25 protein-coding genes and 1 pseudogene are annotated in these 23,306 nt (G+C 43.7%); 7 read left to right on the top strand and 19 right to left on the bottom strand.

Going from position 1 to position 23,306, the window contains the following annotated elements; translation table 11 throughout:
* Positions 1–35: 35 nt before the first annotated feature.
* The 3 genes from HUG20_RS19410 to fabL form a co-directional block, all read right to left on the bottom strand.
* Positions 36–167: a hypothetical protein gene (locus HUG20_RS19410; RefSeq protein ID WP_281392521.1), complete on the bottom strand. Its 132-nt coding sequence runs from the start codon at positions 165–167 to the stop codon at positions 36–38.
* A 138-nt stretch (positions 168–305) separates the two neighbouring features.
* Positions 306–473, bottom strand: coding sequence for a hypothetical protein (locus tag HUG20_RS19010; RefSeq protein WP_211200010.1), 168 nt, complete (start codon positions 471–473; stop codon positions 306–308).
* Between the two features lie 58 nt (positions 474–531).
* On the bottom strand, positions 532–1,323 hold the full coding sequence (fabL, locus tag HUG20_RS05875) for an enoyl-[acyl-carrier-protein] reductase FabL (RefSeq protein WP_200090407.1): 792 nt from the start codon (positions 1,321–1,323) through the stop codon (positions 532–534).
* 209 nt (positions 1,324–1,532) lie between these two features.
* Here fabL and HUG20_RS05870 point away from each other — a divergent pair, with 209 nt between their 5' ends.
* Positions 1,533–1,847 carry a hypothetical protein gene (locus tag HUG20_RS05870; RefSeq protein ID WP_200089133.1) on the top strand — a complete coding sequence of 105 codons (315 nt, stop codon included), beginning with the start codon at positions 1,533–1,535 and terminating at the stop codon, positions 1,845–1,847.
* Between the two features lie 191 nt (positions 1,848–2,038).
* Positions 2,039–2,380 carry a hypothetical protein gene (locus tag HUG20_RS05865; protein WP_200089131.1) on the top strand — a complete coding sequence of 114 codons (342 nt, stop codon included), beginning with the start codon at positions 2,039–2,041 and terminating at the stop codon, positions 2,378–2,380.
* Between the two features lie 11 nt (positions 2,381–2,391).
* Here HUG20_RS05865 and mutY read toward each other — a convergent pair whose 3' ends face one another.
* On the bottom strand, positions 2,392–3,468 hold the full coding sequence (gene mutY / locus HUG20_RS05860; protein ID WP_200089129.1) for an A/G-specific adenine glycosylase: 1,077 nt from the start codon (positions 3,466–3,468) through the stop codon (positions 2,392–2,394).
* Complete coding sequence (locus HUG20_RS05855) at positions 3,468–3,809, bottom strand: MFS transporter (protein WP_200089127.1); 342 nt, start codon at positions 3,807–3,809, stop codon at positions 3,468–3,470. Before HUG20_RS05855 ends, mutY begins: the two co-directional genes overlap by 1 nt.
* Before the next feature lie 121 nt (positions 3,810–3,930).
* On the opposite strand from HUG20_RS05855, the gene HUG20_RS05850 reads away from it, so the two are divergent.
* Positions 3,931–4,950 (top strand): metal-dependent hydrolase, encoded by a 1,020-nt coding sequence (locus HUG20_RS05850; protein ID WP_200089125.1) that lies wholly within the window; start codon positions 3,931–3,933, stop codon positions 4,948–4,950.
* A gap of 24 nt (positions 4,951–4,974) precedes the next feature.
* Here the strand turns inward: HUG20_RS05850 and HUG20_RS05845 are convergent, their stop codons facing one another.
* Together HUG20_RS05845 and HUG20_RS05840 are read right to left on the bottom strand one after the other, a co-directional pair.
* Positions 4,975–5,292 (bottom strand): YfhH family protein, encoded by a 318-nt coding sequence (locus HUG20_RS05845; protein WP_246476554.1) that lies wholly within the window; start codon positions 5,290–5,292, stop codon positions 4,975–4,977.
* Positions 5,293–5,298: 6 nt separating this feature from the next.
* On the bottom strand, positions 5,299–6,054 hold the full coding sequence (locus HUG20_RS05840; RefSeq protein WP_246476667.1) for a RecX family transcriptional regulator: 756 nt from the start codon (positions 6,052–6,054) through the stop codon (positions 5,299–5,301).
* Between the two features lie 137 nt (positions 6,055–6,191).
* Between HUG20_RS05840 and HUG20_RS05835 the strand changes: the two genes are divergently transcribed.
* A complete protein-coding gene (locus HUG20_RS05835; protein ID WP_200089123.1) occupies positions 6,192–7,100 on the top strand; it encodes a TIGR01777 family oxidoreductase in 909 nt (302 codons plus the stop codon).
* A gap of 43 nt (positions 7,101–7,143) precedes the next feature.
* On the opposite strand, the gene HUG20_RS05830 is transcribed toward HUG20_RS05835, so the two are convergent.
* The 10 genes and pseudogenes from HUG20_RS05830 to HUG20_RS05790 form a co-directional block, all read right to left on the bottom strand.
* Complete coding sequence (locus HUG20_RS05830; RefSeq protein WP_200089121.1) at positions 7,144–9,069, bottom strand: endonuclease MutS2; 1,926 nt, start codon at positions 9,067–9,069, stop codon at positions 7,144–7,146.
* A gap of 423 nt (positions 9,070–9,492) precedes the next feature.
* Positions 9,493–10,388 (bottom strand): annotated as a pseudogene (locus HUG20_RS05825) (macrolide 2'-phosphotransferase).
* A 17-nt stretch (positions 10,389–10,405) separates the two neighbouring features.
* Entirely contained in the window at positions 10,406–11,287 is an 882-nt protein-coding gene (locus HUG20_RS05820; protein ID WP_200089118.1) for a putative RNA methyltransferase, read from the bottom strand.
* A gap of 10 nt (positions 11,288–11,297) precedes the next feature.
* The gene (gene erm / locus HUG20_RS05815) at positions 11,298–12,143 is read right to left on the bottom strand and encodes a 23S ribosomal RNA methyltransferase Erm (RefSeq protein ID WP_200089116.1); all 846 of its coding nucleotides are present in this window, start codon (positions 12,141–12,143) and stop codon (positions 11,298–11,300) included.
* A gap of 143 nt (positions 12,144–12,286) precedes the next feature.
* On the bottom strand, positions 12,287–12,418 hold the full coding sequence (locus tag HUG20_RS19405; RefSeq protein ID WP_281392520.1) for a hypothetical protein: 132 nt from the start codon (positions 12,416–12,418) through the stop codon (positions 12,287–12,289).
* A 640-nt stretch (positions 12,419–13,058) separates the two neighbouring features.
* Positions 13,059–14,354, bottom strand: a complete 1,296-nt coding sequence (locus HUG20_RS05810; RefSeq protein ID WP_200089114.1) for a transposase — start codon at positions 14,352–14,354, stop codon at positions 13,059–13,061.
* A 223-nt stretch (positions 14,355–14,577) separates the two neighbouring features.
* The gene (locus HUG20_RS05805; protein ID WP_200089112.1) at positions 14,578–15,303 is read right to left on the bottom strand and encodes a DUF998 domain-containing protein; all 726 of its coding nucleotides are present in this window, start codon (positions 15,301–15,303) and stop codon (positions 14,578–14,580) included.
* A 1,068-nt stretch (positions 15,304–16,371) separates the two neighbouring features.
* The gene (locus HUG20_RS05800) at positions 16,372–16,632 is read right to left on the bottom strand and encodes a hypothetical protein (RefSeq protein ID WP_200089110.1); all 261 of its coding nucleotides are present in this window, start codon (positions 16,630–16,632) and stop codon (positions 16,372–16,374) included.
* Positions 16,633–16,774: 142 nt separating this feature from the next.
* Entirely contained in the window at positions 16,775–18,163 is a 1,389-nt protein-coding gene (locus tag HUG20_RS05795) for a Glu/Leu/Phe/Val family dehydrogenase (protein WP_246476553.1), read from the bottom strand.
* A 111-nt stretch (positions 18,164–18,274) separates the two neighbouring features.
* A complete protein-coding gene (locus HUG20_RS05790; protein ID WP_200089105.1) occupies positions 18,275–19,165 on the bottom strand; it encodes an AEC family transporter in 891 nt (296 codons plus the stop codon).
* 437 nt (positions 19,166–19,602) lie between these two features.
* Here HUG20_RS05790 and ectA point away from each other — a divergent pair, with 437 nt between their 5' ends.
* The 3 genes from ectA to HUG20_RS05775 all read left to right on the top strand — a co-directional run bounded on the left by ectA (position 19,603) and on the right by HUG20_RS05775 (position 21,905).
* Positions 19,603–20,112 carry a diaminobutyrate acetyltransferase gene (gene ectA / locus HUG20_RS05785; RefSeq protein ID WP_200089103.1) on the top strand — a complete coding sequence of 170 codons (510 nt, stop codon included), beginning with the start codon at positions 19,603–19,605 and terminating at the stop codon, positions 20,110–20,112.
* Between the two features lie 59 nt (positions 20,113–20,171).
* Entirely contained in the window at positions 20,172–21,440 is a 1,269-nt protein-coding gene (ectB, locus tag HUG20_RS05780) for a diaminobutyrate--2-oxoglutarate transaminase (protein WP_200089101.1), read from the top strand.
* Between the two features lie 78 nt (positions 21,441–21,518).
* On the top strand, positions 21,519–21,905 hold the full coding sequence (locus HUG20_RS05775; protein WP_200089099.1) for an ectoine synthase: 387 nt from the start codon (positions 21,519–21,521) through the stop codon (positions 21,903–21,905).
* 38 nt (positions 21,906–21,943) lie between these two features.
* Here the strand turns inward: HUG20_RS05775 and HUG20_RS05770 are convergent, their stop codons facing one another.
* Together HUG20_RS05770 and HUG20_RS05765 are read right to left on the bottom strand one after the other, a co-directional pair.
* The gene (locus tag HUG20_RS05770; RefSeq protein WP_200089097.1) at positions 21,944–22,606 is read right to left on the bottom strand and encodes a hypothetical protein; all 663 of its coding nucleotides are present in this window, start codon (positions 22,604–22,606) and stop codon (positions 21,944–21,946) included.
* Between the two features lie 84 nt (positions 22,607–22,690).
* Positions 22,691–23,206 (bottom strand): GNAT family N-acetyltransferase, encoded by a 516-nt coding sequence (locus HUG20_RS05765; RefSeq protein WP_200089095.1) that lies wholly within the window; start codon positions 23,204–23,206, stop codon positions 22,691–22,693.
* Between the last annotated feature and the right edge of the window lie 100 nt (positions 23,207–23,306).

Genomic DNA, 23,306 nt, shown 5'->3' with positions numbered 1-23,306 from the left:
GGCTTCGCTTTCCGCGGACGAACGGTCAAGCTTCCTCACGCACAACCGGCGCTGCGGGGTCTTGACGCGTCCGTTTTTCCGCTGGAGCCTCGCCATTGCAGCACCGTCCCTCCGTACGTTGCCAGAAGTGCAAGGGTTTTTTGTTTATAGGATGGATTTCCTTGCATCCAGCTTCGACAACACCAACGGAAAATGCTTATGTGCCAGTCTTTTTCCGTTATTCAGCAGTCCCTAAAGTAGATGCATCCTAACGAGAGAAAATGGGAGCCATCCGATAAAGGACGCTCCCATTTCGCTTATGCAGCTTACTGATTGTTGTTGTTTTGTTGGTTTTGTTGTTTGTTTTGCTGGTTGTTTTGTTGATTTTGATTCTCGTTATTCTGCTGATTCTCGTTCTGCTGGTTTTGATTTTGCTGATTGTTCTGCTGTTGGTTTTGGCGCTGTTGATTTTGGTTTTGGTTTTGTCTTGCCATTTCTAATCACCTCCACGTTTATTAACATGCCCGAAGGTAAAAAGAATATACACAAATTTTAAGTAAAAAGTGAAATTCCTCCATCTACGATAATTGTTTGTCCGCGAATCATAGATGCCCGATCTGATAATAAAAACATGACTGCATCCGCGAGGTCGGAACGTTCAACGAGCCTTCCCGCCGGGGTTTTCGCACGGGATTCTTCCAATAATTCATCTCGATTCGGGAAGTGTGCCAACGCATCAGTGTCCACTACCCCCCCGGAAACCGCATTTACACGTATGTTTTTCCCTCCCAATTCAACCGCTAAATAACGGGTCAACGATTCGAGTGCCGCTTTGGAGACGCCAATCGCAGAATAATGCTCCAAGACTCGGATAGAGCCTATGGATGTTAGACTGACGATCCTCCCGCCTCCATTCTTTTCCATAAGAGGAACCGCCTTTTGAGCACAAAATAGCAAAGCCTTTGCATTAATGTTCATCGTCCAATCCCAATGGTTTTCCTCGAGTTCCATTGCCGGGCGCAAAACACCGGATGCAGCGTTATTCACAAACACATCCAATCTTCCGAATTCCTTTTCGATCGTCGTAAACATTTCATCGATTTTTTCCTTTTTGCTTACGTTTGCTTTTACGACTAACGCTTTGGAACCATGCGCTTCTACCTCTTGAGCAGTTTCTTCCGCCCTTTGTTTGCTGCGCGCATAATGGATAATAACGTCATATCCCTCTTGTGCGAGCCGGATCGCCGTTTCTCGTCCGATTCCACGGCTGGAGCCTGTAACAAGTGCAACTTTATTTGTATTTTCCACAGTGTATCCCTCTCTTTCTCGCACCCATTGTACCATCAATTTAAAGTGAAACATCCATCGGAGAGGATTTTAAGGTACACCAGCTAAGCGCCTGTGCGTCGAAATCGGAGTGTTAACCGCCGTAACCTCTGAAATTACGGGGCTGAAGCGAAAGTTTTACAAGCGCTTATCACTGCAGAAAAAAAGGATTATATCCATCCCTACTCGGGAAAAGGATGGATAAAGAATGGTAGGAGGTTGCAATTATGGAACGGAAGAAATACTATGTCACCTTAGACCAAGCGATGACCGGGATTTCGGAAGTAAAAACAGAGGACAATAAAATCCAATATGAAATTAGAGTAACCGAAAGGGAAAAAGAGCAACTTCAACAATTAATAAAAAGAATCAATGAGGAAGATGTGGAACCGCAAGAAATAATACTTCGGCCTTTTAATGAAGAAGCCGCGGATCGCGATAAAGAACAAATGGGAAAAGACATGCAAAAGCTTTACAGTTATTTGTATGATTACGGTACTGAACGAACGCGGTCTTTTCTCGAACAACTGCGAGAAAATTGAAATGCAAATCTGGCATTTTTTTCAACCTATAATCCCCCTCGTATGTTCACATGATAAAGTGAAACTTCCATCAGCGGGGTTTTACATTCCCCGGTTAATAAAGAAGTCGGAAGAAGGATTCTTGCTTCCTGAAAAAAGGGTCCCACCGGGAAAATACAAATCAAAGCATTGGATTACAGGGGGGTTCATCTATGACGAAGCGTACGTATTATGTCAATTTAAATCCAACAAGCATGGAAGATATCACAACATCAAAAATCAATGATCATGAGCTTATTGAATATGAAATAGAAGCGACTGAAGAGGAAATTACCGATTTACAGCAACTGCTATTGGATGTACAAAAACACGACATGGAACTTGCGGATTTATTTTCTTTCCGGCATTTTAATGAACATTTCACAACAGACGATAGTGAACGATTTCAGCACGGCATTAATCAAGTGTACAGAACCATTTATGAGCTTGGAACGCCGGAAACAAAAGAAAAGATGGACAGCATGGATCCATCTCCAATCACAAACGATGAATGAAGGGAAGAGCACTACAATTGCTCTTCCCAAATTTTTTGATGGGATACGGAAAACGCCAACTTCCTTGCTTCTGTTTTCGTTAACCAGCTCCCGGCGGGGCTTGCTGCCTGAACATGAGCAGTGGCACGAAAAACATGAATGTCCCAGATAAGATGGCTAAAAACGTGGTCAAACCTTTGCTCCGTTGCGGCCAATTTGACGTTCACATCATACACTTCTTTTAAATAATCGCTTAACGCTTCCTGTTGCAAAGCAGGCGCTTCCTCTATCATCGGAAATTGCCACATCCCGGCAAGCAACCCTTTGTCCGGACGTTGTTCAATAAGAATTTCACCTTTCTCATTTTCTATCACCGCTGCCGCCATTGTCCGTCGTTGTTGTTTCTTCTTTTTAGCTTTTACCGGCAATTGGTGGACCATGCCCCGTTGATAAGCGCGGCAAACATTTTTTACCGGACAGGCGTCGCAATCAGGATTTTTCGGTGTGCAAACTAACGCTCCCAGTTCCATCAAAGCTTGGTTAAAATCAGCGGGAGAAGTTCCGGCCATAAGCATGCGCACATCTTCTTCTACCTGTTTACGTGTGCGTTGTTTCCCGATATCGTCGCCGATCAACAACACGCGAGCAAGCACACGCATAACATTTCCATCAACGGCCGGCTCTTCAAGATCATAGGCAATGCTCATCACAGCCCCTTTTGTATAGGGGCCGACCCCTTTTAGGGATGCAAAATGATCCGGGCTTTTCGGAATTTCACCGCCATAATCGTGAACCACTTCTTTAACGGCTGATTGTAGGTTTCGGGCGCGCGAATAATAGCCCAATCCTTCCCACGCTTTCATGACTTGGTCTTCCTCTGCCTCGGCTAAAGCTTCGGGGGTCGGAAATTTGTTCATAAAATTTTCGAAATAAGGTTTAACGGTATCGACTTTTGTTTGTTGCAACATGATTTCTGACACCCAGATGCGATAGGGGTCCTTATCTTCCCGCCACGGCAACGGGCGTTTATTATTTTCATACCAATTTAATATTCGCCGGCAGAATTCCCCCATGGGGAACGTTTCCAAACGGCCTGTATAGCTGGTCATTAAAATCGCTTCCTCTCATTTGTAATCGTCGCTGAGCGATCGCGAAAAGCCCAACAGTTGATTTGCTCGAGAGGTTTGTGCACCCAATTTGCCAATTCGCCAAAGCGCGGATGTTCTCCGGATCTTCGCAGGTTCTTTATGGACTCGTACATTTCGACCGAGGGAACCGTAAACAATTCCACATATAACCCGGGTTGCTCCAACGCCTCAAACCAACAAAAATTTTCCGCTCCCATCTCGGTTAATTCATTCGCCATTTCTTTCATCCATGCTTGGTACACGCTTTCCTTTCCTTCCACTATCTTGTATTCCATAAATACTTGAATCGATTGTTCTTCCATCGTATGTACCTCCTTGCTTTCGGGTATATATAGGTAAAAGCACGTTTACTGAAGTCAGAATATCTGCTATGCTGATTTATATAATCAACCAGAAAATTTTAAAAGGAGGAGAATGCCGGGTATGGACACTGCCTCCCACGTGGTTATGGGTATCGGCATCGCCGGCCTATCCACATTGGACCCGGTGATTGCCGAAAACACTGCAACCATGCAAGCTGTTGCGATCGGAGCTATCATTGGATCACTGGCACCTGATTTCGATACGGTGTTAAAAATGAAAAATAATGCATCCTATATTACGAACCATCGAGGAGCCACCCACTCAATTCCAGCCGTTCTCCTCTTGTCTATCGTTATTTCCGCCGTCATCTATTTGTTTTTGCCGGCCGCGAGTTTATTCCATTTATGGTTATGGACGTTTCTTGCCGTCTTCATTCACGTGTTCGTAGATATTTTCAACGCCTACGGCACAAAAGCATTGGCACCGATAAAAGATAAATGGATTGCCATCGGTTCGATCAATATTTTTGATCCGTTTATGTTCATCTTGCATATCGCAGGCATGCTTTTGTGGTTGGTAGGCGCAGATCCCGGATACACGTTCTTGTCCATCTACATGATCCTTGCCGTTTACTATGTATGGAGAATGAAAGTTCGTAACGGGGTGATCCGGCATGCCCGTCAACTCCACCCATACGCTAGCCATATTTTCATCTCTCCGACGTACCGATGGTCCGAGTTTCACCTCGTCATTCGTACGCAAGATTATCTTCATGTCGCCACTTGGAAAAAGAAAACAATTCGCTATCTGGAAAGCTATTTATTTGAACCAATCCCGAATGGCCCAATTATCCAGGCAGCCCTTGAAGACGAAAATTTATCTGCGTTTCTAACTTTTTCCCCCACCTACCGATGGGAAATCGAAGAGCGCCCTTTCGGCTACGACGTGATCTTCACCGACTTGCGGTATCGATCCGCCGGATACTACCCGTTTATATCAGTCGTCCGACTCAATCGGGATCTGACGGTCACGGGGTCGTACACCGGTTGGATTTACGATCTGGAAAAGTTGGAGTACAAACTGCAAACCTCCAGAAATTCCAAAAAGAAAAAAAGAGCACGGCTACTGAACGCAACGTGAACGATGTTTATTATCGTTCACGTTTTATTTTTTAGTCAAAAGCGCGATCGGAATGGCCGACAACGACGCTTCCCCATCCCTGTATCCCCACGCAAAAACGCCATTCATATAAGAGATGACAAAACTGCTTTCATCAACATCAGGCTCACCAACCGTATACGTTTCTCCCGGATTGAAATCATCCGGATTTAACAAATACGATTGCGCGATCACTTTTTTCCGCTCATGAACCGCAAATTCACTAACCATTCCTTTTTGTTCAGCCTTTTTCGCCAATTCATTTAAGCGTGCAACCTCTGCAGTCAGCTCTTGCTTCGTCATTTGCCCGTATCGTTGATTCACCTTGGTTTACCTTCTTTCTTCGTTTAGTGTCTCAAGGTATTCATCAATCATCGCCAATGAAAAACCTTTTTTGTAGAGTTGTTCTTTAAGTTTCTGTTTTACCTTCCCTGGCTCATATCGTCTCTGTAGTTTATTCGCTGCTTTTTCCGCCTGCAAGTGTAATGATTGCCATTCATCGTTTGCATCCCTGCTGAAATCGTGAGCTTCGAATGCTTTGGCAATGGTTGCCTGTTGAAAACCCTTACGCAACAATGCCTCGGTCAACTTTTTCTTTTTCATGGCCAAGCTATCCTTCGAAGTTGTTTTATCTTTTTTTGCGATTACCTTTAAAATAACCTCGATTTGAATTTGCTCATCGTATTGCTCGAGCGCTTCCGTAATGGCAGCGTCACTAACGCCTTTATCTTGCAAATAACGGCGCATGCTCCCCGGGCCTTTATCCGTGGTGCTCATCATGGTACGGACATACGTGTGGGCATACTCCTTATCATTGATAAACCCGCGGTTCTTCATGGTTTCAATCACTGGCTCGATATGATCGATAGGCACCTCGTCATCCTCTAGTTTGGTGCGTACTTCCCTTTCTGTGCGCATACGCCTTGCCAAAAAATGAAGCGCCTTTTTTTTCGCCTTTTCCACATCATCATCTTGAATGATTTCCTCCAGTTCGGCAGCCGTGATCGCTTTGTCCTTCGCCAATTCCCAACGCACAAGAATACTTTCATGCACGCCGCAGGCAAAACGTTCACTATTCTCATCCACTACATACAAATTGTACCGCTCGGCATCGTTTTTTTGTGTTGTAATCCTTGAAATTTTTATATGATCACCTGCTTGTTTTTCTATCGAATAAACAGGGAAAAGAACAATAATATCCCCATGGTTAAGGAGTGATTCCCATGCATGTCGTGATTACAGGAGGAACGGGCCTCGTCGGAAAAGCACTTATGGATAAGCTTCGTTCCCATGACCACTTTGTCTCCATTCTAACAAGAAATTCACAAAACAAACAGAACGAAAACAACTTGCAGTATATCAAATGGTTATCGGGGAACAAACCGGAACAACTACTGGAAAACGTGGATGCGATCGTTAATTTGGCTGGTGCTTCCATAAGCAGCAGATGGACAAAGAAGCATAAAGCACGCATTAAAAACAGCAGAATTGAAGCAACAAGGGAATGCCTTCGTTTGATGGAAAACTTGACCGACGGGCCTCCAAATGTTTTCTTTAGTGCGTCGGCCATGGGTTATTACGGTACCTCGGAAACAGAAGCGTTTACCGAAGAGAGCGCGCCGGCAAATCAAAATTTTTTACAGGAGGTAAGCGAACGGTGGGAACAAGAAGCAAAGCCCGCGGAAGAACTTGGAGTACGTACTGTTTACGGGAGGTTCGGCTTAATTCTCGACCCTAGCGAAGGAGCACTTCCGAAAATGATGGCGCCTTATAAACTCGGTGTCGGTGGTTCGATCGGAAATGGAAAGCAATGGTATTCCTGGGTCCACCGCGATGATGTGGTCGCCTTTATCACCCATGCACTGGAGCATACGAATGTAGATGGCGTTTATAACGTCACTGCCCCAAACCCGGAACGTATGCGTGACTTTGGCAAAAAAATCGCCAATGCCCTGAAGCGCCCCCATTGGCTTCCTGCCCCTGCGTTTGCGGTGCGGGCAGCCCTCGGAGAAATGAGCGTACTCGTTGCCGACGGACAAAAAGTCATGCCGGCGCGCACTCTGGAATCGGGCTATCGATTTAAATTTGAAAAAGCTGAGGACGCGCTAGCCGACTTGTTGGGCAAAGACTAATCGTACGTGGCATTCTTTCGGCTATCAATGTGTTTTCCTTTTATTATTCTTCATCTTCGAGCCAGATCCCTTCAACGTGTTTCCTCGCTTGGTCTTTCTTGATTTTTCGATACGTTTTGCTTTTGAAGATAATATCGAAATCATAATCATCCGGATACAATTCTGACGCAGGGATTGAAAGCGTTAATCGCTTATGATTAAATGTCTTTTTCTCCCCTTTTACTTGCACAACGTAATTTCCCCGCTCATCGGGACCTGTATAGACGATTCCCATCTCATTTGACGCCTGGATCGTAACATTATCCCCTTGGTTAAATATTGCAATGTCTCCAGCTACTTTTTTCTTTTTATGGTGTGCGTAACGGTTCACTGCAACTTGACGCTTGAGCGACTCTTTTTTCAATTCTTTTTCCGAGAACCGCTCCTTGTAAGCACCACTCTCGCCATACGTGATGTTATGAGCCTCTTCGACGAGCGCGGGATGAAGGCCGAGCTTAATCGCAATTTCAAACGCCTGGCTCTTACCGCTTTCACCTAATATCAGTCGGTAGGTCGGTTTAAGTGAATGAAGATCAAACTCCATTGAACCGTTCATAAACCCCTCCGTTTTCTCCGCAAAGCTCTTCATTTCACTATAATGCGTCGTCGCAAACAACGTCGCCCCCTTTTTATAGAGCTGTTTTAAGATCGTGATCGCAAGACCCATCCCTTCACCAGGATCTGTACCCGACCCGAGTTCGTCAAGCAATACGAGAGAATGCTCATTCGCCTCTTCGAGAATTTGAATAATGGATACGAGCCTCGAACTAAACGTACTTAAATTATCCTCAATACTCTGCCTATCACCAATATCAACAAAGACGTTCTGGAAGATTCCTGTTCTACTTCCAGCATCCGCCGGAATTAAAAGACCCGCCTGAGCCATCACCGTTAACAGACCGACCGTTTTCAACGTCACTGTTTTACCGCCTGTATTCGGTCCCGTAATGACGAGTGCCCGCTCACGCTCGCCAAACGATACCGAAAGCGGAACTGCACTTTTAGATAACGCCGGGTGTCGCGCATTCATTAAATCCATCGTCTTATCATTAGAGAGAACAGGTCTTGTCGCTTCAATCTCACGACAATACTTTGCTTTAGAAAAAATGACATCGTAGCTATGCATTACTTCCATCGCGGTATGAATCGTGTGTTCATATGAAGGCAAGACCTCCGTTAACTCAAATAAAATGCGTTCTACTTCTGATTCTTCTGCGACTTTGTAGAGATTGATCTCTTCCTGGATGTCACCAAGCTCGGCGGGCTCAATAAAAACCGTTGAACCGGAAGCGGACGTATCCAGAACCGTACCTTGTACTTTCGAGCGATATTCCTTCTTGATCGGCAACACATAACGTCCACTCCTTTCAGAAACGGTTGTATCTTGAAGATAAGAAGTGTACTTGTTGCCTCTTGCAAGCTGTTGAACTCGCGCTTTTAGGCGATCTGAAAGGGCGTATAGCTGTCGACGTAAATAACTTAAATCTTTCGAAGCATAATCATCAACATGACCATGCCGGATCGCAACGGAGATTTGTTCTTCGAGCGCCGTGACGTCATCAATTGAAAAAGCATACGAACTGACCGTTGGTGCGGCATATTCTTTATCCTTCATAAATCGTTTCAACTTACTGCAATGATCAAGAAATGAAAGTACACGTGTAAACTGATCCGCACGGATGAACAGTCCTTTTTTCGCCTGCGTAATCATTCTCTCAATGTCATCGACGGTGTGGATCGGTACACTGCTGCTAATTTCAAGGATTCGAATCGCTTCTTCGATTTCTTGCATCGATTGCTGAATGCGTTTCTCATTCATCGTCGGCTTTGTGCTTACAATTGTTGCTTTCGCACGTTCAGTTCGGGCGTATTCCGCAATTTCTTGGATAACCGTATTAAATCCAATCGCTTCTAATGTTTGTTCATTCATGACACTTTCCTCCTCGTGTACAAAAAGGGATTCGGCGCCGGAACGATTGTTAAGGCAACCCAAAAAAGACCGCCATGAACAATCGTTCACAGCGGTCATGCTACGGCATGCATAGAAATACTCCAGGCACACCTGTGGCGGGACTCAAAATATCGTAAACGTGTTCTTAACTGCTTGAAATGCACACAACAAAATAAGCGTCAAATTGACACGTGAAAATTGCATTTCAAGTTATCCTATTGATGGATTAGTTAAGAACCGCCAGATACATTAAAACTTCCCCTTGTACGTTCAATATTTTATTCATTTTTTACTATATGTGATGAAGCGTGAAAATGTCAAGGGGAGCTCAAATGAACTCCCCCTAAGCGGATTCAGAAAATGCCACAGATCCAACACTGAATAGCAATCTACTCGGTTTTATTAGATATCATTTATCCCAAGCATTTGTTTGGCCATGTCTTCCATCTCTTTTAATCCGGATGACTGCGCGAATTTAGCAACATCAATAGCATGTGTGGCTTGTAATTCAATAATGTGTTCTTTCATGTGTGACCAGGTTTTACCGCCCGCATTCTCGTAGGCAGCTAATAATTTCTCTAATCCGGTCTCCCCAAAGAGTAAATAGTGGGAAGTGAAATCACGTGATATATCTGTTACAGCCACTTCTGTCCAATCAACCCCGTCACTTCACATTCTTGATTGATGAGAATATGTCCCGGGTGCACATCACCATGGATTAATCCCGTATGATTCGGCCAAAAGCCATCATTAGATAGCCATGCTTGCCAACGATCCCAAAGATCCTGATGAACACCAAAGACATTTTTGACATATTGCATGCTAGCTTTCATTGCTTCTTTTGTTTCAGGAGCATTATCTATTGTAATTCCGGAACTTTTCACATGGCTGACAGGGACTTGATGAAGATCAGCCAACGCACGGCCCAATGAATGATGGTAAGAATCCGGGCTATTTTTGATATCAAATCTCCACACATAATTTTGGATTTCAGGATCAATTGTACTGGCAGGCATGCCATCTAGCTGCTTATATGCAATAAGCTCATTTGTGAAAATATACCATTCCGGAACTTGAATATGCGTCTTGCGATTCACTACATCCAACACTTGGTTCTCTTGCTTCGCTTTCGCCATAGAATCCGGTCTACGGGGAATGCGCAAAATCCATTTCACTCCATCTTCGTCTTCAACATGAGCCACTTGAAAATCAACCCCTGATTCGTTGATTTTTATCGTCTCTTCAACTACGTCTAATCCTTTATCTTTAGCAAGTTTTTTTATCCCCTGTTTTTTCATGAGGCCATCCTCCGATTTCAAATGTTTTTTCCAATTAGAATGTCTAGATCGACGGTTATATTTACGGATTCTTTACTCATAAATTTCCCGATTTTTTCTTGATCAAATGTCCAAGCAAGAGGGGTCATCTGAACCAGCGATTGGATTTCTGATGGGTGGAGTGATTTTTTATAGCTTAAGGGAAAAGTTTTTACTGAATGGAAATGCTCTTTAAAAAGAGATACGGTCTCGTTATTTTTATAATCATGCTCCTCGCTTTCTGCAAAAAATTCTCTTAGTTCCTTGAGATAGTTGGTACGGGGAACAACTTTCACTGCTAACCCTTCCTTCACTAAAATCTTTTTAATGGCTTTATAATTCGAAGGAGATAAGATATTCAAAATGATATTGAACGTTTGATCATGGAAAGGAGGATTAGCCAAGTCACCTACGAGCCAAATATGATTCTCATAGTATCTTGAGGCCATCTTAATGGCTTCTTTGGAAATATCCAGACCAAATCCATGGCTAACTCCTGAATTTTTCGTTCCATGGATCGTCTTGTGTAGATGAGACCCTTCTCCACAACCAACATCAAGTATAGAAACATCCCGTTGTAACTGTTCTATAGCCCCTTTTATAATATCTCTAATGAATTCGTGAAGGGGATGAAACAAGTCACTTTCAGCAATCATCGTCCGCCTTGCTTCAAACAGTTCTTTCCCATAGTTAGCTTTAGGTGAGCACCTCAACAAATTAACATAGCCTTGCTTTGCGAAATCAAACGAGTGGTTATTGGAACAGACGATGCTTTTTAAGTCTGTTGTGACTTCCATAGCGACGTCACAATAAGGACATTTAAATACAAACTGACATTTACTGATAAGTTCTGCTCTTTTTATTCTTAGGCTTTTGGTCAAGAAAGATACCTCACTTATTCCTTTTAGCTCTTGGCCACAATGGCTGTTGAACGTACTGAGTCATCGTATTGAAAACAATCCCCCATTGAATATCTGTTAGGGAACCAATGGGTATTTCGTTCGTAACATCTAATTCTTTTCTTAAATGTTTTAACTGTGGAGGAGTAAATACCCCTTTCAAAGCATTTCCAATTGTAGCCCCGGGTTGTTTGAAAGCATATTGTGCTAATCCCAGGAAAGCTGCATAATCCTTAGCCTGCACGATTGGCTCTTTCCTTCTTGTTATGAGGACCAAAGCAGAATCCACTTTTGGTGGTGGAGAAAAGTTGTTTCTGGATATGCCTTTGACATAACGGATATCAAACCACATTCTCCAAGCCAGCACATATGAATTTTTGACTGGCTTTGCAGTAAAGCGCTTGGCTGCTCCTTTTTCCATTATGATGATACCTTTTTGCAGACCACTTGAAGGATTGTCTAAAAGCATCTTCATAATTGGTGTAGTAATCGAGTAAGGAATATTCGAGACAACAACAAACTTTTCTTCTGGCAAACGAATCTCCATCATGTCCTGATGAATAACTGTGGTGTTAGGTGCTGTCTTCCATTCAAGCGTATCAACTAATTTACCATCGAACTCTACCGCAAGCACCTTTCCGGCACTTTGAGCCAGAATTGTGGTCAAAGCGCCTTTTCCTGCGCCTAATTCTAAAACTGTGTCCCTCTTATTTACATTTGCTCGTTGAACTATGTCATGAAGCAATTTCTTGTTATGCATGAAATGTTGTCCTGAAAAATTGGGAGGTTCGCCACGACTCAACTTTTTGTCATTGTATTTATGAATTTTTTTCGTCATATGATCATCCCTTCAATAAAAAAACCACAGGCTTCTGCCTGTGATTCAGAGTAAGCGGATGACCGATCTTTAATTAAAGCTATAGCAGTCTACACCAAAGCCACATCCCCTATATTTAGGGATTGCTGAACAACTTGCGGCTATCAGCTGAAGCCGGGATGCCGCTTCCATGGCTTCGCTTTCCGCGGACGAACGGTCAAGCCTCCTCGCGCAAAACCGGCGCTGCGGGGGCTTGACGCGTCCGTTTTTCCGCTGGAGTTTCGCCATTGCAGCACCGTCCCTCCGTACGTTGCCAGAAGTGCAAGGGTTTTTTTGTTTATAGGATGGATTTCCTTGCATCCAGCTTTAACAACACCAACGGAAAATGCTTATGTGCCAGTCTTTTTCCGTTATTCAGCAGTCCCTATTCAGCAGTCCCTATTTAGGAGAAGTAAACATAAATAAAGAAAGGTTGGGCTAGCCACCTTTCTTCTCCACATATGATATATTTCTATGCGAAATGAAGATTATTAAAAAAGGGCAGACTTTTCCCGTTTACCCTGCTACACAAGCAGAGCCTTTGAACGTATGAAATTACTTGTTCAAAATTGGAAAACGAAGTCTGATTAAAAACATTTTTTAATAATCCTCCTCAAAACGATTTAACATACATCTCGTATTATAAATGGGTTGGTATTAAAAGTCAAAACCATTTTACATCGAGCTTTTTGCGTTGTAACGATTTTTGCGCTTTAGGCGTAAAAACGGGACCAGGTTCACTCCTGGTTTTTTGTTGAAAACGCCTTAAAATTTCCTTCCACGAACCAAAATCGCTACTATTCGAATATCATTCGTTTTTATACCTCAAAAAAGACACACGTACCCTGTTATCCACAAAAACTGTTTTAAAATTCGGTTTCCCACATGTGGATGCTTTCAGGAAACCAAGCTTCGCATTTTTTCCGGGCGGCCTTCTTGGATATGGCCTAAAGCCATCGCCAACATCGTGCACAGAGCCAACCCAGTTTTCATTTTCATCTTCTTTTGCCCGCGTGTGGTATGCTGTTCGAAGCCAAAGGAGACGTCAAGCCGGCTGTTCACACGTTCCACGGCCGTTCGTTTCGCGTATGCCTTCGCCCATGTGTAACTGGCTCGATCGATCGGCGTGAAGATCCGGCGGTCCTCCTTGAGCGGAATCCGAATTCCTTGGGCAATCGGACACTCCGCTTGTCCTTCACAGGTGATGCCATATTGTTTGGCCGGACAACGCTTTTTGAGGGTGGCTCGATCTTTCTCAAAGCCCCCATTCGCCATTTCGCGCTCTTTCCCGGTCATCGGGCAGTGACAGTACACGGTGCCTTTATAGTCATGCGTGACATTTTCAATGTCCATCAGTTGGCGCGTGTCCTCGCCATCTTTCCACATGTCCCGGATATCAATGACAGGCTTGGTTTGATGGTCATCCCACAGCCGCTCAAGCATTTTGGTGTCATCGTAACCGCGATCACCGGCGAGTGTTTCTGCTTGTCCCAAAAGCCAAGGGCGTTCTTTTTCAAGCTCATTGATCATATCATGACCGGCGTTAATATCGGGCACCGATGCTTTCGTAACTGAATAAGCCACAGGCAATTCATAGGCCGCGTCGACGATCAGGTGGATTTTATAGCCGAACCATTTGATCACTTTGTTCCAGATCGTCCCGTCTTTGTGTTTCCCCTTATATTCTTTCTTCCCATAATCGGCATCGGTATCACGGCGTCCGTCAGGATCCTCATCCTTATGTTTTCCCTTCGCAAAAGAGTCTACTGCCTTACCATCGATCGCAAGGGCCTTCCCGAAATCAGGGAGGAGCTCGCTCAATTGTTCCACCATCGTTTCAAAAATCGCTTCAACCTTTGATTCGTGCGCCCGCAGCTTTTTTAAAAAGCGCGTATATACATAAGCAGGGGGCACGATCACGGTGAGGCCACACAATTCGCGTAGCTGTCCATTGCGGCTCAATTCCCGACGCAATGATTCAATCGATGTGTGCTCAAAGACAACCCCTGCAAGCATCGTATTCCACATCGCGCGAACAGGGTATTCATTTCGCCCTTTATATCGTTTTTTCTCCAACGTTCGCATCAACGCTTCATCCGGTAAATAATCGAGCACCAAACGTAAGCGTTCCAAATCTCCAAGATCCGCAAGATCTTCCCATGAAAATAAGCTCATTTGTGGTATAATAGCCATAACAGGTGACCCTCCAGGGTAATAGTTGGTTTTTTGTCTATAACTATTCTAACCCACTAGTGGAGCGGTTTCACCTGTTTTTTTATGATTTGGGGTCGATGTATCAGGATCCGTGCTTTTGACCTTCGCCAAGCCTTTAATTCCGTTTGATTTTGGGAGAAAATATTTTTTCACGTCACTCGCATCCCTTGTGCGGCAACGGTTTTGACACAGCGCAATTAGCTCACATCTGATGCACCTTATGATACAGAGGCCAAAGAGCAATCGCTGTAATAACCATCCATAAATAAACAGATCCATAAAGTATGCGTTGCAGAAAACCGAAGATGTCGACAAATGGCTGTAAAGACATAAGTATTAGGGCACTTGTGGTGATCAACGTACAAATGAATGTCCAAATCGATAACCTTGGCATTTCTTTGCGAATGGACAAGCCAATCAAGATTAAAGCCGGGATTTGAACAATCATTCCCGGAATGGAAGGAAGGGTGTGCCCAAGAAAATTTACATCAGCAGGGAAGATACCAGCCATTGTATAACTGAGGCCAAAAATGACAAGAAATATGGCAGCCATTCTGGTTTTTCGATTATCCGGCCAAAATTGATGTAAGAAAATTGTTCCAACAAAAATAACAAGGCCTGTCAATGTAAACGTCCAATTCATCAGTAAATGATAGGGTGAACAGATATCTGAAGAGAATAAAGAGGAAAGTTCATATGTATTGTTTCCACATGTGGTTACACCGAGATCACTCATGGGTTGCCCAAGAAAATTGTACGGCACAGTGGTCGTTTGAATAACGATGTAGTCGATAATGAAATATACACTTAATGATATCCAGCATATAAAACCAATCTTTGCATTTATAGTACGCTGATGTCTAAGCAGGAAAGTCACGCATATGACGATAATAGTTAACAAGACCATGAAGAAATAAGGCAGATCCATATATTTATCCTCCACTATATATTCTTTTTATTATGCAGTGAATATAGTTCAAATTCAATCTTTTTCAATACATGTCCAGAATGAACAGCAAGGGCTATCTCTTTTCAAGAGCTCCTTCGTAGTAAGGGTACTATTGATGAAGACTCTTCAACAAAATCTATCGTTGATATCCGTGAATAATTACGGTGATGACACTAGCTAGCGGAGGAAAAACACGGAGACTCCTGTGGGAAAGCGCAGTGGGAAGACCCCGCAGGAAAAAGCGAACGTCTTTTTTCGAGGAGGCTGAGCTTTGGGCCCACGGAAAGCGTAGGGTTTTTCCGTAGCGGCCACTACAAATCATAATTGCCCCTAGTGCAGCCTGTCGGAAATAAGCGATCACACCGAGACGACCAGATTAGGGCTTCAAACTGGGGTTAGTGATCGATTGGATTAAACTGCCACAGCCCGAGTTAAGGTATCAAAGGCTATCGTCAATGACCGAATGTCTTCTTGTGAAGCAGGAATCCCCGGTCACCATGAAACGGTTCATGGTGACCGAACAAGAAAACCAATCGCTCGTTCGGTCGTCATGAGGCAGCCATGCCGACGGAATGCTTTCGATACAAGCCTTTTCGGTCATCATGAAGCGGCTATGACGCCCGAACGCTTTCGATTCAGGCCCATTACGGTCGTCATAAAACGATTATGGCGACCGAATACGAAAACCGACCGCTTTTTCGGTCGTCATGATGCGGTAAATTGTCCGTTAGGAAGGCAGAAGCGTTGACGCCTGAACTTTTTCCAACTGTCCCCGTGATCGGGTAATTAAGCCACCTCGCATTAGTTTATCAACCGTAGATTTTGGTGAAGAGTCTATGTTTAGTAATCCACTCCATTTTTCAGCGCCATAGCTTTATAAGTGCGCAGAGCATGTATTCCATATATTGAGGTAGCAAGTGCTCCTCCAATACCTGCTATAGGCATAAGCAGAAGCCCAATGTGCGTCATAACTTATAGCGAAAACGATGGCAATTAATGCAAATGCGATTGGCAATGGCGCAACAAAATAATCCATTTTTCTACTCATTATTTTCGCTTGTGGAAAAAAATGCATACACCGGTTACGTTATTCTTTAACAACTTGGAATGCTTTATATTCTGAATACTTTTCACAAATAAGAATGATGATAATAGCAAACTTAATACGAAAAGGAACCAACCAATGGCACCCCAAGCAAATCCAAACCATATCGTGTATACAAGCAAAAATACAGCCATAACCATACCAAGTGGTGCGATGTTTTGAGCAGCTTCCCCGTACCAATAAGGCTCCTCAGTTGTGTTCATGTACAATCACCTCGTACCATAAAGTTTATACAACAGTTTGGGCGGGTTTTATACCCGCCCAAAACACCTCTAATCTAGTTTTTATTTTATAAAGATCTTTGAGGTGGCGATCCATACCGGCGCACCTTAAAAAATTGACGATTTAATAAAGTTTCCCATGCCTATATAAAAGCGTAATCAATCTCATAAGGGCAAGTTTATAGCATAACATTCTTGTCGTTTCATGGTTCTCGGAGTAGAAATAATGGTCATAAACCCGGTGGGATACGTCTGTCATTTTATCGGTCAATTCCGCAATAACTTCTTCTTTCGTATACGGCTTGGGAATATTTGACTGCATCCACTCCAGATAAGAGACATGTACACCGCCTGCATTAGCCAAAATATCTGGGATGACAACAATTCCATTGTTTTCAAAATACTCATCGGCAGTCTTGGTAATGGGCGCATTTGCCCCTTCCAAAAGAACTTTCGCCGACACGTCTTTCATATTTTCTTCCGTAATTTGGCTTTCGACAGCAGCCAATATGAGCAAATCGCATTCGCTCGTCAACACGGCCGACGGGGAATCGATGTCCGCTTGAACATTCGCTGCTTTTAATTCTCCTTCTGAACGCGGCAACCGCCGGTGCTGCTCACTATATACCAACAGCCTTTCTATGTCCAAACCTTTTTCGTTATGAAGCGTGACATCTTCATCCGATACGGCAGTCACTATATGTTCGTCTTTACACTTCACTGCTTCATGTGCCGCAATGCTTCCAACATTTCCAAACCCTTGAACCGCCACTTTCGTCGGTTGATCGCTACGGATTAATTTTTCAAGATTTTTCCAACTCTTCGGTCTCGTCACCTTCGACGTCTCCGCATGTTTAAACCATTGGTCCCTCAAATAATAATAACTTAAAAAAGTTCCGATGCCCGTGGCTTCTCTACGGCCGGCAACGCCTCCGTTTACTCCGCTTTTTCCGGTAAATGAATTCACATAAGATTCTCCGGGCGTAATCGTTTTGTACTCGCCAACCATCCAGTCAATCACATTTTCATTTGTTCCCAAATCCGGAGCGGGTATGTCCTTTGTTGGACCCAAATCAGGCTTTAACCGTTGTACATATTTTTTGCTGACCAAGTTCAACTCTCGAAGCGATAAATTTCTCGGATCGACAAACACCCCTCCTTTGGCACCTCCGAAAGGAAGTTCGTGTAAGGCGTTTTTGATCGTCATTAAAATCGCAAGATTTTCCACTTCTTCTTCATTTACAGCAGAGCTGAAACGTATCCCCCCTTTATAAAACCCACTAATGTTATTATGTTGAACGCGATAGGCCGGAATTCTTTCAATCGATCCATTGTCTCTTGAAACACGAATATAACTTTTTATGATTTTATCCGTCGTTTTTATAATTTCGGCTGCCGAATCAAATACTTCTCCATTCTCGTTATTCGTAAATTCATCGCGAAACGGTTCCTTTTTTAACTTATCTACCACTTCCTTAATTAAATTTCGGGTTTCGTCTCGACTCAAATTCATCACGCTCCTTAATGCCAGTTATTTAGACTATCGTCCCTTAAAATATCGCACCAGGGACCCATACTCCTCCATTCCCATATAATCAGGATATAAACATTTTTTACGTAAAAATTAAAGAATCATTAGCAAAACAGTGATCGTCGGAATGCTGATTAAGGTAGTCACAAGTGTAGTGCTCGACACTAACCTCGGCTGCGCATTAAATTGCACCGAAAACATAACGATATTAGCTGCCGTAGGCATGGCAGCTGTTAAAATTAGCACGTTGGCTAGAAGTGTTTCAATGGGGAGCATTCTCGTAAGACCAAAAGCAATCACCGGAGAAATCAGAAGACGTAGCACAGCATTATAACTAATTTTTTTCCACTCAAATCCACGTAAAGGAATTTGCGCCAACTGCATGCCGAGTATAATCATAACAGTCGGAATCGTGGCAGCACCGACAATTTCGGTCACGCCTGTAATCGCAGTAGGTATTGCAGGCAAAAATTGCGCTAGCAACGCCGCTGCCAACGCCCAAGTCGCCGGCATCGTCATGACGACCTTTAGCGCTTGCATCATTGTCCCTCTGCCCTTGGAAGCAAAATAAACGCCAAAACTGTTCATAATTACCGATTGAATTACCATAAGAGACACGGCATAGGCGAATCCCTCTTCCCCAAAAGCAAAAAGAATGATCGGAGCGCCATAATTTCCTGCGTTCATAAAAGCGGTGGAAAGGATCATTCCAGTTTCCGCCTCCGGAGAAAGTTTAAAGAAAAAGGAAACCAGCTTATTTAAAAAGATAAGAATAAATAAAAGCAACATAGCAAAGATCAACATATATGCATATTGCATGTTGAGTGTTGCATTATAAATCGTATCAAACACCAAGCAAGGCGTCATGACGAAAATAGCTACTGTCGATATAGGCTTGATGTCTACATATTTCCATTTCTGAATTAAAAATCCGAGTGCGAATACGAGCACAACCGGAAGAACGACCTCGAAAAAAATTTGCAATTTTCTCCTCCTATCGGGAAATTCTCTCATCTATTGTATGTACTCAATCGCCAAAAACGAAAACTATGGCATTTTGACGAACGAGTATGAGCTCCATGAAACCTTCATAGGTACATATTAAATAAGTATATCAGTTCTTCTCCCAGGATGTCAGAATAAAATTGATAAACACACTTCTCTGTATTACTGTATTGCCATATACATTAGTAATCCCCTCTAACACCTTACGCAAATAACGCCAACTCTTTCTTACGTGCTTAAATCGCGTTTAATCATACATATCGCGAGTTGAATTTTTTAGCAGGCGTGCTATTATAATATGCATGGCCCGATTGGTCTCGATACGCAACTTACTTTTCCCTTTAAAAAGTGGTTTGAATATTCCTCATTAAGGGAATTGAAATCAAGGTGCGTAAATATTTAAAAGGTGTGATAGGATGAGTGCAACTCCAACGTTGCAGAAAGAAGCTTTGACTTTTGACAAACCGACTGTAGAAGACGGAAGCAAAATGTGGGAACTTGCCAAAAAACTTGGTCTGGATCTTAATTCTTCGTATAAGTATTTAATGATGAGCGAATACTTTTCCGAAACTTGTGTAGTCGTCAAGGAAGAAGGAGAACTAGTTGGCTTTATTACTGCGTTCATCCTACCTGAAAAAGACAACACCGTATTTGTGTGGCAAGTGGGTGTAGACGGCTCACAACGCGGAAAAGGATTGGCTTCGCGCATGCTTGATGAATTGCTTGAGCGCAATGCGTGCCAAGAAATCAAATACCTTGAAGCAACAGTCACCCCGTCGAACGACGCTTCGCAAAAACTGTTCCGGCGACTCGCCCGTACGAACGAAACCGCCTGTCATGTGTCGGAATGTTTCTCCGAAGATTTGTTCCCGGGGGATAACCACGAAGCAGAGCTCTCGTTTAAAATCGGCCCAATCTTTCGGTAGGCACGAAACACCGCAAGACCATGCGAGCGCATTTAATGACGAAGGGAGACGTTACGTCCATGACTTCAAACGCAATGCAAGCTTTTGAAGAAAAAGAATCAGTGGTGCGAAGCTACAGCCGTAGCTTCCCCACTGTTTTTCACAAAGCAAAAGGCTATCAATTATGGGACGAAGCCAACAACGAATTTATTGATTTTTTCTCCGGGGCAGGCGCCCTGAATTATGGTCATAATGATGATCGCATGAAGGAAAAACTGATCGAGTATATCCAAGAAGATGGCATTACCCATTCTTTGGATATGGCTTCCAAGGCAAGGCGGGAATTCCTGGAGACGTTCCATTCCATCATTTTGGAACCTCGCAATATGGACTATAAAGTAATGTTCCCCGGGCCGACCGGAACAAACAGTGTTGAAAGCGCCCTTAAACTTGCCCGGAAAGCAAAGGGCCGCACGAATATTGTCAGCTTTACAAATGGATTCCACGGAATGACACTCGGTTCTCTCGCCGTCACTTCCAATGAATTTAAAAGGGCAGGCGCCGGTGTTCCGCTCGGAAATGCGCTTACCATGCCATATGACAAGTTCGTTCACGAATCAGTCGAAACACAAATGAAGCATATCCGTAGCTTTCTTGACCGAGCTGGGAGCGGCGTAGACAAACCTGCCGCCATCATATTGGAAACCGTGCAAGGGGAAGGCGGCTTAAACGCCGCCAGCAATGAATGGTTGCAGGAAATTGAACGTTTGTGCCGTGACATTGACGCCCTCCTGATCGTCGATGACATTCAGGCAGGCGTTGGACGTGCGGGATCATTCTTTAGCTTCGAGCCTTCCGGGATTAATCCGGATATTATCTGCCAGTCCAAATCGATTGGCGGTTATGGAATGCCTATGGCGATCACGCTTATCCGCCCTGAACTGGATCTTTGGGCACCGGGCGAACACAATGGAACATTCCGCGGGAACAATCCGGCGTTTGTGACTGCCACAGCCGCGTTAGAATACTGGAAAGACCCTTCTTTCGAAAAAGAAATTGCTAGGAAATCAGATAAAATTACTGCATTTCTGCAAAAGATGATCGAAAAATACCCTGAAATGAAAGGGACTTTGCGCGGTCGCGGATTCATACAGGGCATTCGTTCGGAAGTGCCGGACCTTGCAAACAAAGTATCCTGGCACTCCTATAAAAATGGTTTAATCATGGAAACCGCAGGGCCAAATGATGAAGTCTTTAAACTATTCCCGCCACTCATTATCGACGACGAAGGCTTGGAAGAAGGTTTGCGCCGTCTGGAGCTTGGCATTAGCGATGCGCTTAAACAATAAGAACATTTGATACAGCGAGGGTCAAAAGTCGTTTGGCCCTCATTCCCACAACCAGTGACAACACGGAGGAAATCAATCATGAAAATCGTTAAACTTGAAGATATTAAAGGATCCGATCAAGAAGTAGACGCCGGCAACTGGACAAGCCGCCGCCTGCTTATGAAGGATGACAAAATGGGATACTCGGTAAATGACACGATCATTCGCGCCGGCACGGAAACTCATATTTGGTATCAAAACCACCTTGAAGCGGTCTACTGTATTGAAGGAGAAGCGGAAGTAGAAACGTTAAAGGATAATAAAACGTATAAAATTACCCCCGGCACCTTGTATGCCCTCGATGAACATGACGAACATCTATTGCGCGGAATTACGGATGCACGCATGGTTTGTGTGTTTAACCCTCCATTAAGCGGCCGTGAGATCCATGATGAAAACGGCGTATATCCCGCTGATTTAGATTAAAATAAGCCCCTTGGAATTTCTCATCCAAGGGGCTTTGCTTATTCATCCTCCGGCTCAAGCGCCGGTTTCTCCCAATAATCTACGGCTAGTTCGTCTAATTCTTCACTGTCCATGCGGTTCCCCTCAATGTTTTGCAGATTTTCTTGGTTAACCGTCATGTCCAAGATCGTATCGAATTCACCGGGACCCGTCTCGGGCTCAACATAAATATCCCAAACTAAATGAATCTGCTCCACCTCATCTATTTGGGACAAACGTTGCAAAATTTGAGCGGAAAGATTTATGGTTGATGTACGGATAAGATCCGTTGTAATGTTATCCTCTGTGATCAGTTCAGCTTCCAACACTGCACGTTGATCGGTATCGCCCTCATTAAAGCTAACACTTTGGATAACATCATGATTGTCAGATGTTACTTGACCAAGCTCGGATGTAATGTGCCAACCTGCCTCTTCCTCCACTGTCTCCACATCATCCGGAACGGCATAAGACTCATCAGCTTCAATCTTATTTGTTGATGAATCCGTAAAAAGTAAAAAAATTCCCAGCGTAACGATGGCCGCTGAAAATGAACCGGTGAACAATTTTATTTGTTTATATTCGTTTTGTTTACGCCGCGGCCAAGTAACGAACATGAGAAAAGCAGCGAAAACTGTACTAACACCGGCAATGATAAAAACAGTAAGTGCTACAAGCGCCAAAGTTTTTGCCCCCTGTGTGAATCGAATCATTTCTTTCAGTATACAGGACAGAAAAGCATTAACAAACCTTAAATTATGAACGTTTCATGTCACTTTTCTGCAAGCCGGGTTTTTAAGGCTATACACATCCATCCTTTGGCGATGTTTGCAGATGCGTCCTTGTTTTTCCATTCCGAGAGCACGGGCAATTTTTATAGATGGAATGTTTTGCGGATGAATGATGGATGTCAATTCATCAATGGCCAATTGTTCAAAAGCGAAATTTCTGCACGCGTAAGCAGCTTCTTTCCCGTATCCATTTCCCCACGCCGTCCTTGCTAACAGATATCCGAAGCCCATATGGATTTGCCCTTTGATTTTTTGTGGTCGAAAACCGCACTGCCCCACAAATTCACCGTTTCCCCGTTTTTCCGCAACCCAAAATCCAACGCCGAAACTTCTATAGTCACGGTACGATTGTTCCATCCATTCTCCCGTTTCCCTATTCGTTTTCGTAACGTCTGCAAACCGCATCACGTCGGGATCGGAAAACAGTTCTTCCAAAGATTCCCGATCCTTTTCCGTTATTTCCCGAAAATGCAAACGGTCACTGCTAAACATGCCAGTTCACCTCTACGTTAATGTTATACACCATTTTAACACTCTGTAGACAGCAAGGATACATATCCCGAAACATTAAGCTTACCCAAAGAAGAACCGA

Source organism: Salicibibacter cibi, from assembly GCF_016495865.1.
GTDB lineage: Bacteria > Bacillota > Bacilli > Bacillales > Marinococcaceae > Salicibibacter > Salicibibacter cibi.
This window is presented reverse-complemented; position numbering and strand designations above follow the sequence as displayed.